This window comes from Streptomyces sp. PT12, from assembly GCF_003311645.1.
Lineage (GTDB): Bacteria > Actinomycetota > Actinomycetes > Streptomycetales > Streptomycetaceae > Streptomyces.
The window spans coordinates 1-11,876 of the sequence record NZ_QEST01000010.1; the positions used below are offsets into that span (position 1 = coordinate 1).

The following is an 11,876-nucleotide window of genomic DNA, read 5'->3' on the forward strand; positions in this document are numbered from 1 at the left end:
CGTACAACGGGTCGCCGTTGCCCGCCGCCTGCTCCAGAAACCGGCTCGCTTCCGGTACCGACACGGCTTGATCTTCCGCCGCCGGGGTTTGGGCCTTAGTACTGCAACGACACTCCGTGACCGGGTGATCTCGGATTCGTTGATCCCTTCGTGCTGGCACAGTTAACTGACGGTAGGTCAGATGCGTTTGATGACTTCGTGGCTCGGTTCGCGGGCCGGTTCGGTCGAGTGGAGTCCCGGCGTCGGATGGTGTCCTACCTGCGAGGACTCCTCAGCGAGACGGAACGGAAGAACGGCTGGACCTTGGCGGAGGTCGCCGGTGACATCGGTCCTCAGGGGATGCAGCGGCTGCTGAACCACTACCTGTGGGACGCCGACGGTCTGCGCGACGATGTCCGTGATGCGGTCGTAGAGCACATCGGAGATCGCGAACGGGGAATTCTCATTCTCGACGAGACGGGATTCCTGAAGAAGGGTGTCCGGTCGGCGGGCGTGGCGCTGGCGTGCCCGCAACGACGACCTCGCCGCCGGCTATCGGAAGATCGTCGACGACCCGCAATCCAGCCCGGCCGCGCGCGAACGCACAGTCGCTCATCAACGTGCTGAGGTACCAGAACCAGCGTCTTAAAGTGGGGCTGGAGCGGTTCATTGACGACCCGCAGTCTGCGGCCGCGACACTGCCCAACGGCTCGTGAGGGGGATCGGGTGCTGACTTTCGATGACGCACGCCGGGTGATCGAGGATCACCTGCGGGAGCACCCGCCGGGCATCTCCGGCACGCTGTACGTGTCGCCGGAAGGTTTCGAGGACGACACCCACTACCTGCCGGTGTGGGGCGCGAAGGAGTTCCTCGTGGACGGGCAGGATGCGTACGGCCGGTGGGACAGCCGGGTGCTCTTCGTGGACAAGCAGACCGGTGAGGTCACCGAGGACATGCAGACCCTCGCGTTCGACAAGATCGACGCGATGACTCCCGTGAAGGCGAGCGAATGAGCGATCCGAACCTGGACACCGAGTACTTCGAGGGCGGCTTCGTCCGGATGGGGCCCGTCGACCCCGCCGTGGCAGCGCGATTCGATCCCGATGACGGGCTCCTGGAGTCCGCCCTCGTGAATCTCGGCACCGGCATGACGAAGGACGGCTTCGTCCGCCTCATCGACCCGGGATCGCTCCTGCCGGTGATGGACACGATCCTGCCGTCCAAGCCCGGAGCTCTGCCCGTCTTCGCCACCGCGTGGGGCGACCTGATCGTGCTGCACGAAGGCGAGTTCTGGGTCGTGCTGTTCCGCTACGGCTTCTACGACGACTTCCTCGGGGAGCCGACGGGCTACGAGTTCGACGCGCTGGAGGAGCTCGACGTGCAGGAGACGATCCTGCAGCGGTCGTTCTACGACCAGGCGGTGTCGGTGCTGGGGGTGCCGGCGATCGACGAGTGCTTCGGGTTCGTGGCGCCGCTGTCGCTCGGTGGTGCGGCGGATGTGTCGAATGTCGCGCGCCGGAAGCTGAAGGAGCACCTTGTTTTCCTCGTCCAGACGGGCGGCGCCCCCCGTCACCTCGACGAGGTCTCCCCGAGTCAGTGACGCCGCTCACAATCGAGAACGCGGCGACCGCGGCTGGGTGATGCGCTGGGACGAGGCGAACGGCGAGTGGGTCGCGGACAACCGCGGCAACCCGGGCACCGGCGACGGCCTGCCCGCGACCGGCGAGCCCGGCAGCTACGGCTACGACGAGAACGGCAACCGTCCGGATTGCGGGCCGAGTGGGATCGGCGTCGGAGCGGGTCATCCCCAGAAGAGGGGATCCTGATGACTGCCGACGTACTCCAAGAGAGTTTGGACGTTCTTGGATGGCTTCTTCCGGGTGTACTCATGGAACTTCAGGTGGCGGTCCCGCCAATAGAGCGACCATAGTCCCGTCGATGCGGTGTACCGCAGGCGAGCGATCGGGAACCTGGTCCACTCGCCCTGCGCATCCCAAGGAGGGCGAGTCTCAATGATCGTGACGTGCCGGTCCGAGATGTCGCACTCCACCCGCACCTGGTCCCACAGATGCGACGGCACCCGCTCACGACACCATCGACCTATACGCAGCAGGTCAGTTTCCGGAATCGCCATCACACCATCGTTCCACGACCAGATAGCGGGCACCATGATCATCACTCAGACGCAGGTGCCTTCACCAGTGCGGGCCGCATTCGCACCCCACGTTCCTTCAAGTACCGGCCTACCGTGCCCTGCGCGACGCCGAAGTGCGCGCCGACCTGAGCGAGCGTCTGTCCCGCCAGGTACATCCCCACTGCCGCGCCGACCTGTCCTGGCTCGAGACCCTGCCGACGGATCTTCACCCCCGCCGCGCGGAGCCGCTTCAACACTGTCACCCGGTCAAGACCTCGAGCAGCGCCGATGTCCCGGGCGGACATCCCCGGCTCATAGTCAGACCGGAGCGCGGCGATCAGTTCGGGCGTGTACGAGGTTGGAGCTTTCTCAACCGCACAGGAAACCAGCCCCCGCGTATCCAGTATTGGGCTCACCTCACCGACCTCACGTACCATGGAGATGCCCGTTTTTGCCCGAGAAATCAACAATCTCAGAGGGCGGTGCGAGTTTGGAGCTTTGTCCAACCAGGAGCGCACCAGGTCAGAGCCCCTGTCGATCACTCGACGGGGGCTTTCGTGTGGCGGTCAGGGCCCAGTACGAGATGGGGGGCCACGACATCGGCCCCGACTCCCTGGGGATCGCGACGTACTGGGTCCACCGTCCCGATCAGGAGCTGCCAAGCGCCGTCTTCGGGGGAGCCTGGCGTACCGACTGCGGACCGTCCAGGATCGCCGTCGAGGTCGGGGGCGAGACGCACGACGCGACGATGCTCAGGCTGCCGGGCGATCCCGGGTGAGGCACGTTCTTCTTCGACCCCGAGCTGTTCGGCGTGCCCGATGTGACCTTCACGGCCTATGACGCCGAGGGCGAGATCGTCGCCCAGCACGAGTTCGACGGGCACCACGGCAGTCCCGAGGGCCAGGGGGCGTACGCCCCGGCCGGGGCCGACGCACGGACCGACGCCCGCGCCGACGCCCGCGCCGACGCCCAGGCTGACGTCTCACGCGAGCACGAGGCGGCGTTGCTGCGCCTGGCGGACGCGTCAGGCGGGGGCGCGTACTACGCCGAGGTGGAGGGCGCCGCCGCGGACGAACCGGTCACCGTCACGATCTACGCGGCCGATGGCACGGTCATCGCCGAGACGGACAGCGGTGATCCGGGGTGACCGAACGGCGGCTCACTTCCGCCGCGCGTACGGGGGAAGCGCGGGGGACGGCGGGGCGGCGACCGGCGAGGCGGTGGCGGCGGTGGGGGCGGTGGCGGCGGTGGTGGTGGCCGTGTCGGCCCTGTCGGCGGCGGTGGCGGTGCCCGCGGTGAGCTCCCACGCGCGGAGCGCCCGCCCCACCGCCGTCGAGGCCGCCCAGCCCGCCGCCACGACCACCGCGCCGCCCGCCGCGTCCAGGAGGTAGTGGTTCGCCGTGCCCATGATCACCACCGTGGTCAGCAGCGGATACGCGAACCCCGCCCAGCGCAGCCAGCGGTACGGGGCCGTGCGCCACAGGACGAGCGCGCACCACAGCGACCAGCCGACGTGCAGGGACGGCATCGCGGCATAGGGGTTGGTGATCCCGGTGAGGGCGCCGTAGCGCGGGTCGTCGAGGTCCTGCGGGCCGTTGGCCGTGTCGATGTAGCCGAGGCCCGGCATCAGGCGGGGCGGCGCCAGCGGGTAGAGCCAGAAGCCGACCAGGCCGAACAGCGTGGTCAGCGCCAGCCAGCGCCGCGCCCAGCGGTAGTCGGCCGGGTGCCTGATCAGCAGCCAGCCCAGGATCGTCAGCGGGACGGCGAAGTGGAATGTCGCGTAGGAGAAGTCCATCGCGTCCGCGAGCCAACGCGTCTCGGCCACCAGCTGGTTGAGCCCGTACTCGATGTCGATGTGGAGGAAGCGCTGGATGTCCAGGATCTGGTGGCCGTGCGCCTCGGCCGTCTCCCGGTCGCCGCGCGCGTACGAGCGGACCCACGAGTACGCCCAGTAGCCGACGCGAATCAGCAGCAGTTCGAGCAGGAGGTTGGGGCGCGAGGCCAGGCCCGCGCGCACCGGGTGCGACCACAGCGCCGAGTCGCGGGAGAGGAAACGCATCACGCACGCTGTCAGGAGGGCGGCGATCAACGGGATGTTCTCGCCGAGCGCGGCCAGCGACTCCAGCTTGGGCACGAGCGCCGTGCCCTCGAGCGCGAGCGCGAGCACCACGAACACCGGCCACATCGGCCGGTCCGCCGTGCGCCGCCCCGCCCGGCCCGCGAGCGCGAACAGGATCCACACCTGCTGGTGCTGCCACGCCTCCGGCGTCGCCGCCAGGGCCGCGCACCCGATGATCGCGGCGGCGAGCAGCGGCTGCTCGTCTGCGGCGTACCGCGCCGCGCGGCGCAGCGCCAGGGCGCACACGACGCCCGCGAGCGCCACGAACAGGGCGATCCCGCCAGGGCCTTCGAGGCCGAGGCGCAGCAGTGCGCCGTGCAACGACTGATTGCTCAACGCGTCGGGCGCGGCCTCCCACACCGTTCCGCCCCCGCGCGTTGCGGCCCAACCCAGCGCGTATGCCGCCGCGAACGCCCCCGCCATGGTCAACGCGCCCCCGCGTCGCCCGGTCAGCCACAGCAGCGCCGCGAACAGCAGCAGCGTCGGCTGCGTCGCCGCCGCGAGGCCGAGCGCGACGCCGCCCGCGACCTGCCGCCCGCGCGCCCTCTCGGTGCGGCGCGCCCCCTCGGGCCCGCGTGCCGCGAGCAGCCAGCCCGTCAGGGCGAACAGCACGGCGAGCAGGCCGGGTTGGGCCAGTGTGAAGGTGTCGCGGACCGGCAGGACGACCAGCAGCAGGGAGATCGCGGCGGGCGCGGCCCACGCGCGGTGGGCCTCGGGCAGGCCGCGGGCGGCCAGCACGCCGAGCGCGACAAGCGCGAGCAGCGTGCCGAACGCCCAGATGGCGCCCACATGATGGGCGGGAACGGCGGTGAGCGGCTCGATCAGCAGTGCGGCGAACGGGCTCCCGCCCACGGTGTGCCCGTCGGGCGGCAGGGCGAGCCGTTCGTCGAAGGGCAGCCGCAGCACCTCGGCGGCCTGCCGCGCCGCGAGCAGCCCGGCGAGCAGCCACAGGCACCAGACCGACCAGACGGACCAGACCGACCCGACGGCCCGGGCCCCCACCCCGTCCCGCCCCTTGTCCTTCGCCGCCACCCCGGCCGCCGCCGACGTTTCCGCCGTTCCCGCTCTGTTCGTCACGTCTCCGCCACCCGAACGCTCCGCGTCGGCAAAGTGAACGGCCGACGACCACGAACCTACCCGGAGCGTGGCGAAGGGTGACGCGCTGGGGCGGCGACCGAACGGATCTGACCGGTTAACGGCGCGGCGGGACAGGGAAAACGGCCACGCTCCCACGGCTCCGCCAGGGCACACGGTTGCCCCGGCGAAGCCTCTCGGGAGCGCGTCCCTCATCCCCTGTCACGGCCGCCGAGTACCCGGTTCGCGCCCGGTCATTCCGCGTCGGCGAAAGAAAGCCGGAAGAAAGCCGGAAGAAAGATGGAAGAAAGATGGAAGAAGTCGGACAAAGTCCGACGTGTCGGCATCAACGCGCGTCAATATGGCTGACGAGCTCGCCGGTTCAGCTCGGCGACGCGGGAGCTGAGCGACTCGCTCGCGCTCAGCGGCAGCACGTCCTGCGGGCGCGCGGTCCACTCCTGGCCGCCACCGGGCGGGCGCAGCCACAGGGTGCCGTGGAGGTGGGCCATGACGCGGCCGACCGTGTCGCGTGTCGTGTCGCGGACCATCGTGCCGACCTCGGGGACGGCCGTGGGGGGTGTGCCAGTCATAGCGGACTCCGGGGGAGGAGATTCCGTGCCGGTGCTATCAGCATTCTTCCCTCACTTGCCCGCTCATGGGGCCCTCGACAAGTCGCCCGGCATTACTCAGAGGTAAATTTGAGCTTCGGCCTGAGGTTCGAGCTGAGCATCGAGGCGAGGTCCGCCGCCACCCGCCCCGTGGCCCGGGGCCACCGCAGCCCCGTGACCAGCGCCAACGCCTCCCCGATCATGGCGCGTTCACCGTCGTCGAGCCCCGGATCGGCCGCCAGCAGCGTCGGCCCGTCGATCCGCTCGAGTACCAGATCGGTGAACGCGGGCGCCGCGTCCGCGTGGACGCCGGGCACCGGGTACCCCGCCGCCGCGAGCTCGGCCATGAGCGCCGCCTCGCCCCGCGCGTTGGCGCCGTCGCGGTAACGGCGCAGCACGCGCGTGTCCTCCCCGGCGACCGCGTACGCATTGGCGCTCCGGCCCCGGCCGAGCAATGCCCCCGCGCGCGCCCCGCGCTACGACGAGCGCTCCCCAGCCGCCCGCTTCGCCTCCCCAGCCGCCCGCTTCGCCTCCTTGGCCGCCCGTTTCGCCTCCTGCTTGGTCGCCCGCACCCGGGCCAGCGCCTCGGGCCCCGTGATGTCCGCGACCGAGCGGAACGCGCCCTCGTCGCCGTAAGGGCCCGCCGCCTCGCGCCAGCCATCGGGCCGCACCCCGAGCCGCTTGCCGAGCAGCGCCAGGAAGATCCGCGCCTTCTGCGGCCCGTACCCCGGCAGTGCCTCGAGCCGCTTCAGCAGCTCGTCGCCCGTGGTCACATCGCGCCACACCGCGCCCGCGTCCCCGTTGTAGCGGTCGACCACGTGCTGGCACAGCCGTTGCACGCGCCCGGCCATCGACCCGGGGTAACGGTGCACCGCGGGCTTGGCGGCCAGCAGCGCGGCGAACGCCTCAGGGTCGTACGCCGCGATCTCCCGCGCGTCCAGGTCGTCCCGGCCCATCCGTGTCGCGATGGTGTAGGGGCCGGTGAACGCCCACTCCATCGGCACCTGTTGATCGAGCAGCATCCCGGTCAGCGCCGCGAGCGGGCTGCGCGACAGGAGCGCGTCCGCCTCGGGCCGTTGCGCGATCCGCAGCTCGCGCCCCGGCTCGCGCGCCGTCACGCACCGCCCCCGAGCCCCAGCGCGGACGCGAGCGCGCGATACGCGTCCAGCGGCAGATCGGCGCCCGTGTCATCCGTGACGACCTGGATCGCGACATGGTTCGCGCCGCTCGCCAGGAACGCGTTCACCCGGCGCGCGATCGTCTCCGCGTCGCCGGTCGCGAACACCGCGTCGAGCAGCCGGTCGCTGCCGCCGTCCGCGAAGTCCTCGTCGCCGAAGCCGAACCGCCGGAAGCTGCGTACATAGTTCTCCAGCGCGAGGTAGCCGGACAGATACGCGCGGGCCCTCGCGCGGGCGCGTTCCGCGTCCGTGTCGAGCACCACCTTGAACTCGGGTGCGAGCACCGACGCCTCGCCCAGCAGCTCGCGCGCGGTCGCCGTGTGGTCGGACGTCACCAGGTACGGGTGCGCCCCGGCCGCGCGGTCGCGCGCCAGGCGCAGCATCCGCGGGCCGAGCGCGGCGAGCACGCGCCGCTCGGCGGGCACGGGCACCGGCGCGCCGTCGAGCGCGTCGAGGTAGCGGACCATCGCCTCGACGGGCCGCTGGTAGCGGTCGGTCAGGGCGCTGTGGCTGACGCCGAGGCCGAGCACGAACCTGCCGTCGTGCGCGGCGTTCACCTCGGCGAACGCCGCGGCCACGCCCTCGGGCTCGTGGTCCCAGATGCTCAGGATGCCGGTGGCGACGGTGAGGCCCGTGGTGGCGTCGAGCAGGGGGACGGCCTGCTCGACGCCCGGGCTGCCGCCGATCCAGAGCGCGCCATAGCCCAGCGTCTCCAGCTCCTTGGCGGTCTCCGTGATCGCGCCGCGGCGCGCGGGGTCATCCGTGCGCAGGGCCATGCTCCAGATCCCGATGCGGCCGAGGTCGTGCGCGAGTGAAGTGTCCATGCGGGCCACAACCCCCGTGCGCGACGGGGCTATTCCGCGACGATCCGGTCCCCCTCGATTCTCACCCCGATGGCGGGCAGCGGCTCACTCGCCGGGCCCTGGAGGACCTCGCCCGTGGCCGCGTCGAAGCGCGAGTTGTGGCAGGGGCACGCCAGCTCGGCGCCCTCGGCCCGCACGGAGCAGCCCGCGTGGGTGCAGATCGCGCTGAACGCCGCCACGGTCGCCTCGTCGGCGCGGAAGAGGAACGCCTCGTCGCCGTCGGGGGTCCTGGCGGCGTACGCCTCGCCGACGGGCACGTCGTCGAGCGCGGCCAGGGAGCCGGGGGCGCCGCCCGAGCCGCCGTCCGAGCCCGCCTCGTTGTCGGCGCCCGAGCCGCCCGAGCCGCCCGAGCCGCCCGAGCCGCCCGAGCCGCCCGAGCCGCCCGAGTCACCGGAGTCGTCGCCGCACGCGGCGAGGGCCAGCGCGCCGGCCGAGGCCGCCGTGGCGGCGAGGAGGGTGCGGCGCGTGTGTGGGGTCGCAGTCATACCCGACCACACGGAGCGGCCCCGGAACGGGTTCACCGCCGCGGGAAGGTTTTACGGTGAACCGTTCCGCCCGCCGCCTCGTGAGGGGGGTACGGAACGAGACCGGAGGGCGGTCGGACCATGATCGGCTGGGGTTTGCGGATACTGGTGGCGCTCGGCCTGCTCGGGTCGGCGTGGGTGCACTGGGTCGTCTGGGAGGACTGGGCGCGTTACGACGACGAGGTGGGCCCGATGTTCCTGGTGAACGTCGGCGTCGGCGTCGTGATCGCCGTCGCCGTGCTCGCGTGGCGCGGGCACTGGCTGCCTGAGCTCGCCGCCGTCGCGTTCGGCGCGGCGACGCTCGCGGCCTACGCGCTCTCGCTGACCGTCGGATTCTTCGGGGTCGAGGAGCAGTTCCGCACGGATGAGGAGGTCTGGGGCGTGATCACCGAGGTGGGGTGTGTGCTCTTCGGCCTCGCGCTCCTCGCGCTGCGGTTCAACATCCCGCGCCGGGGCGCGCGGGGGCGGCAGGGCGCGCGCGCATGAGCGAGGGGGCGGAGGACCAGTTGATGCGCGCCCTGCACGACGAACACGCCGCGGCGCTCTGGTCGTTTGCCCTCCAGCTCACCGGCGGGGACCGGGCCAGGGCCGAGGACGTCACGCAGGAGACCCTGCTCCGCGCGTGGCGCCACCCCGGCGTGCTCGACCAGTCCGCGCGATCCGCCCGCTCATGGCTCTTCACGGTCGCCCGGCGCATCGTGATCGACGGGTGGCGCTCGGCGGCGGCGCGTGCCGAGATCACCACCGACGAGCCCCCCGAGCAGGCGGTGTCCGACGACACCGAACGCGCCGTCCAGGGCTGGCTCGTCGCCGACGCGCTGAGCGAGCTCTCCGAGCGCCACCGTGAGGTGGTGGTGCTCTGCTATTTCCAGGGGCTCTCGGTGGCCGAGGCCGCGGCGCGGCTGGGGATCGCCGAGGGAACGGTCAAGTCAAGGACGCACTACGCCCTTCGCGCGCTGCGCCTGGCGCTTGAGGAGAGGGGCGTGACCCGATGAGCGGGGATCCCTACCGCATGTTCGACGGGGCCTATGTGCTCGGCGCGCTCTCGCCGCAGGACCGGGCCGCGTTCGAGGAGCACCTGCGGGAATGCGACGACTGCGCGCGCGCCGTGCGCGAGCTGGCCGGGCTGCCCGGGCTGCTGGCCGGGGCCGAGAAGGCGGCCGTCGTGGAGCGCCCGCCGGAGAGCCTGCTGCCCGCGATGCTGGGCGAGGTGGCCACGGCGCGGCGCAGGCGCCGGGTGATCGCGGTCGTGGCGGCATCCGCGGTGACCCTCGCGGCGTGCCTGGCCCTGGCGTTCACGGCCGTGCGGGTCGACGGCCAAGGCGGCCCCGCGTCGGCCGCGATGACGCCCGTTGGCTCCTACCCGGTCTCGGCGACGCTGCGCCTCGACGACGCGGAGTGGGGCACGCGGGTCGAGATGGAGTGCCAGTACGGCGGCGACCGCGGTGGGGACTACCTGCTGGTCGCGGTGGGGCGCGACGGGGGCACGGAGGAGCTTGCGCGCTGGTACGCGCTCCCGCGCGACTCCGCGTCCCTCACGGTCGGCACCCCGCTGCGGCGTGCGGACATCGAGTCCATCGAGGTCCGCACGCCGAGCGGGGTCACGGTGCTGCGGCTCACGCCCTGAGGTGCCTCAACGGGGCGCGTTCCACTTCTGGTTGGCCGCCCCTGTGCACGTCCAGAGCTGCAAGCGCGTGCCGTTGGCGCTCGTGTTGTCCCGCACGTCGAGGCACTTGTCGGCGCGCGGGTTGACGATGTCGTTGGCGGCGCTGACGACCCACTGCTGGTTGGGGCCGCCGTGGCAGTCCCAGATCTGGAGCGCGGAGCCGTCCGTCACGCCGTCGCCCGTGATATCGAGGCACTTGCCGAGCGCGCGCACCGTGCCATCGCTCCCGAACGTCCACTGCTGCGCGCCCGTTCCGTTGCAGTCGTAAAGCTGCACAGGGGTGCCATTGGCGCTGCTCGCCCCCGCGACATCCACGCACTTGCCGCCGAGGCCCGTGATCGGCCCGGTGCGGCCCGCCGATCCGGTGTCCGTCGAGACGCGCACATGGTCGACCGTGAGCTGCTGCGGGAACTGCGTCGAGCCGTCGGGGTCGCCCGGCCAGTAGCCGCCGATCGCCAGGTTGAGGATCAGGAAGAACGGCTTGTTGAACACCCAGGCGTCGCCGCCCAGATCGGCCGGTGTCCTGGTCTGGTAGGTGTTCCCGTCGACCGACCAGGTGATCCGGTCGGGCGACCAGTCCACCGCGAACGTGTGGAAGTCGTCCGCGAACCGCTGGCCGTTCGGCAGCGTGTACGCCGCCCCGATGCCCTCGGCGCCCGAGTAGCCGGGGCCGTGGATCGTGCCATGGACGGTGCCCGGCTCGGAGCCGATGTTCTCCATGACGTCGATCTCGCCGCTCGCGGGCCAGCCGATGTCGCCGATGTCGTTGCCCAGCATCCAGAACGCGGGCCAGACGCCCTGGCCTTGCGACATCTTGATGCGGGCCTCGACGCGCCCGTACTGGGCCGTGAAGCGGCCCGCGGTGTTCATCCGCGCCGAGGTGTACTCGCACCGGCCGTACCAGCACTGGTAGTTGCCGGGGTTCTCGCGGCGGGCCTCGATCACCAGCTGGCCTTGGCCGTTGAGCTTCGCGTTGGCGTTGCCCGGGGTGTAGTACTGCCGCTCGTGGTTGTTGACGTTGTCACCGACCTCGAGCTGCCACTTGCCGCCGTCGACGCCCGAGCCCGCGGGGCCGTCGAAGGTGTCCTCGAAGACGACGGCCATGGGCACCGCGTCATCGGGGGCGGCCTGTTCGGTGGGGTTCTGGGAGGCGGCGGGCGGCGCGGATCCACCGGCCGTTCCCGCCGAGGCGCCGTTCTGTTGCAACGTCCAGCTCACGGCGAGGACCAACGCCGCGGCGACCACGCGTCTGGCACGCTTCATGGACACCACATCCAGTCAGGGGAAGTTGTGGGGGCGCCCCATTTCACAGCGTGGCGTAGACCAATTCAAGGGGTTGGTACGACCGACTGAGTTCCGGAACGAACGGGTCCGTCGGCGGCGGCCGGGTGTTGGCCGCGGGCAACCGTTCGCTAGGGTCGGCAGGCATGGCGCACAACCCTCACACTCCCCAGCCGCACCAGGGTCCGCAGGACCACGACCCGGCGGGTAGCACCCAGATGTTCCAGGCGTTCGTGAACGACGACTCCGCCGCGCGGCGTTCGACGCCGGCGGCCACGCAGGGCGCGGGCTCGCGCACCGGCCTGATCGTGGGCGTGGTGGCGGCGGCGGTCGTGGTGATCGCCGCCGTGGCCTGGCTCGCCCTCGGCTGAACGACACCCTCGGCTGAACGACACCGTCGGCCGAACGCCGGGGCTACCCGGACCCGTTGACGGCCGCTCGGGGCCGTT

Annotated in this window: 16 protein-coding genes and 1 pseudogene; 9 read left to right on the forward strand and 8 right to left on the reverse strand. The window is 71.6% G+C overall.

What is annotated here, in order from left to right; all coding sequences use genetic code 11:
* Positions 1 to 198 precede the first annotated feature (198 nt).
* The 3 genes and pseudogenes from DEH69_RS00485 to DEH69_RS00495 all read left to right on the forward strand — a co-directional run.
* Positions 199 to 495: pseudogene (locus DEH69_RS00485) on the forward strand (transposase); the annotation flags it as partial.
* A gap of 210 nt (positions 496 to 705) precedes the next feature.
* A complete protein-coding gene (locus tag DEH69_RS00490; RefSeq protein WP_147255323.1) occupies positions 706 to 993 on the forward strand; it encodes a hypothetical protein in 288 nt (95 codons plus the stop codon).
* A complete protein-coding gene (locus tag DEH69_RS00495) occupies positions 990 to 1,580 on the forward strand; it encodes a T6SS immunity protein Tdi1 domain-containing protein (RefSeq protein ID WP_113684851.1) in 591 nt (196 codons plus the stop codon). Before DEH69_RS00490 ends, DEH69_RS00495 begins: the two co-directional genes overlap by 4 nt.
* Positions 1,581 to 1,781: 201 nt before the next feature.
* Here the strand turns inward: DEH69_RS00495 and DEH69_RS33535 are convergent, their stop codons facing one another.
* Complete coding sequence (locus tag DEH69_RS33535) at positions 1,782 to 2,156, reverse strand: DUF3024 domain-containing protein (protein WP_220131155.1); 375 nt, start codon at positions 2,154 to 2,156, stop codon at positions 1,782 to 1,784.
* 517 nt (positions 2,157 to 2,673) lie between these two features.
* On the opposite strand from DEH69_RS33535, the gene DEH69_RS00515 reads away from it, so the two are divergent.
* Both DEH69_RS00515 and DEH69_RS00520 read left to right on the forward strand, forming a co-directional pair.
* A complete protein-coding gene (locus DEH69_RS00515) occupies positions 2,674 to 2,892 on the forward strand; it encodes a hypothetical protein (protein ID WP_113684854.1) in 219 nt (72 codons plus the stop codon).
* A 33-nt stretch (positions 2,893 to 2,925) separates the two neighbouring features.
* Positions 2,926 to 3,261, forward strand: a complete 336-nt coding sequence (locus tag DEH69_RS00520; RefSeq protein ID WP_113684855.1) for a hypothetical protein — start codon at positions 2,926 to 2,928, stop codon at positions 3,259 to 3,261.
* 12 nt (positions 3,262 to 3,273) lie between these two features.
* On the opposite strand, the gene DEH69_RS00525 is transcribed toward DEH69_RS00520, so the two are convergent.
* From DEH69_RS00525 to DEH69_RS00550, 6 genes are all read right to left on the reverse strand, one after another.
* On the reverse strand, positions 3,274 to 5,310 hold the full coding sequence (locus DEH69_RS00525) for a bifunctional glycosyltransferase 87/phosphatase PAP2 family protein (RefSeq protein ID WP_258534342.1): 2,037 nt from the start codon (positions 5,308 to 5,310) through the stop codon (positions 3,274 to 3,276).
* 353 nt (positions 5,311 to 5,663) lie between these two features.
* Entirely contained in the window at positions 5,664 to 5,897 is a 234-nt protein-coding gene (locus DEH69_RS00530; protein WP_258534343.1) for a hypothetical protein, read from the reverse strand.
* 92 nt (positions 5,898 to 5,989) lie between these two features.
* The gene (locus tag DEH69_RS00535) at positions 5,990 to 6,313 is read right to left on the reverse strand and encodes a hypothetical protein (protein ID WP_369008257.1); all 324 of its coding nucleotides are present in this window, start codon (positions 6,311 to 6,313) and stop codon (positions 5,990 to 5,992) included.
* 78 nt (positions 6,314 to 6,391) lie between these two features.
* A complete protein-coding gene (locus DEH69_RS00540; protein WP_113684857.1) occupies positions 6,392 to 7,033 on the reverse strand; it encodes an HhH-GPD-type base excision DNA repair protein in 642 nt (213 codons plus the stop codon).
* Complete coding sequence (locus DEH69_RS00545) at positions 7,030 to 7,917, reverse strand: TIGR03620 family F420-dependent LLM class oxidoreductase (RefSeq protein WP_113684858.1); 888 nt, start codon at positions 7,915 to 7,917, stop codon at positions 7,030 to 7,032. The genes DEH69_RS00540 and DEH69_RS00545 overlap by 4 nt, the downstream gene beginning before the upstream one ends.
* Positions 7,918 to 7,946: 29 nt before the next feature.
* Entirely contained in the window at positions 7,947 to 8,441 is a 495-nt protein-coding gene (locus DEH69_RS00550; RefSeq protein ID WP_113684859.1) for a ubiquinol-cytochrome c reductase iron-sulfur subunit, read from the reverse strand.
* Between the two features lie 120 nt (positions 8,442 to 8,561).
* Between DEH69_RS00550 and DEH69_RS00555 the strand changes: the two genes are divergently transcribed.
* The 3 genes from DEH69_RS00555 to DEH69_RS00565 are packed head-to-tail and all read left to right on the forward strand — an operon-like array spanning position 8,562 to position 10,107.
* Entirely contained in the window at positions 8,562 to 8,966 is a 405-nt protein-coding gene (locus tag DEH69_RS00555) for a hypothetical protein (protein WP_113684860.1), read from the forward strand.
* Positions 8,963 to 9,475, forward strand: a complete 513-nt coding sequence (locus tag DEH69_RS00560; RefSeq protein ID WP_113684861.1) for a sigma-70 family RNA polymerase sigma factor — start codon at positions 8,963 to 8,965, stop codon at positions 9,473 to 9,475. The genes DEH69_RS00555 and DEH69_RS00560 overlap by 4 nt, the downstream gene beginning before the upstream one ends.
* Positions 9,472 to 10,107 carry an anti-sigma factor gene (locus tag DEH69_RS00565; RefSeq protein ID WP_113684862.1) on the forward strand — a complete coding sequence of 212 codons (636 nt, stop codon included), beginning with the start codon at positions 9,472 to 9,474 and terminating at the stop codon, positions 10,105 to 10,107. Before DEH69_RS00560 ends, DEH69_RS00565 begins: the two co-directional genes overlap by 4 nt.
* Before the next feature lie 6 nt (positions 10,108 to 10,113).
* On the opposite strand, the gene DEH69_RS00570 is transcribed toward DEH69_RS00565, so the two are convergent.
* The gene (locus tag DEH69_RS00570) at positions 10,114 to 11,409 is read right to left on the reverse strand and encodes a glycoside hydrolase family 16 protein (RefSeq protein ID WP_181727190.1); all 1,296 of its coding nucleotides are present in this window, start codon (positions 11,407 to 11,409) and stop codon (positions 10,114 to 10,116) included.
* A gap of 164 nt (positions 11,410 to 11,573) precedes the next feature.
* On the opposite strand from DEH69_RS00570, the gene DEH69_RS00575 reads away from it, so the two are divergent.
* The gene (locus tag DEH69_RS00575) at positions 11,574 to 11,798 is read left to right on the forward strand and encodes a hypothetical protein (protein WP_113684863.1); all 225 of its coding nucleotides are present in this window, start codon (positions 11,574 to 11,576) and stop codon (positions 11,796 to 11,798) included.
* The last annotated feature ends 78 nt before the right edge of the window (positions 11,799 to 11,876 follow it).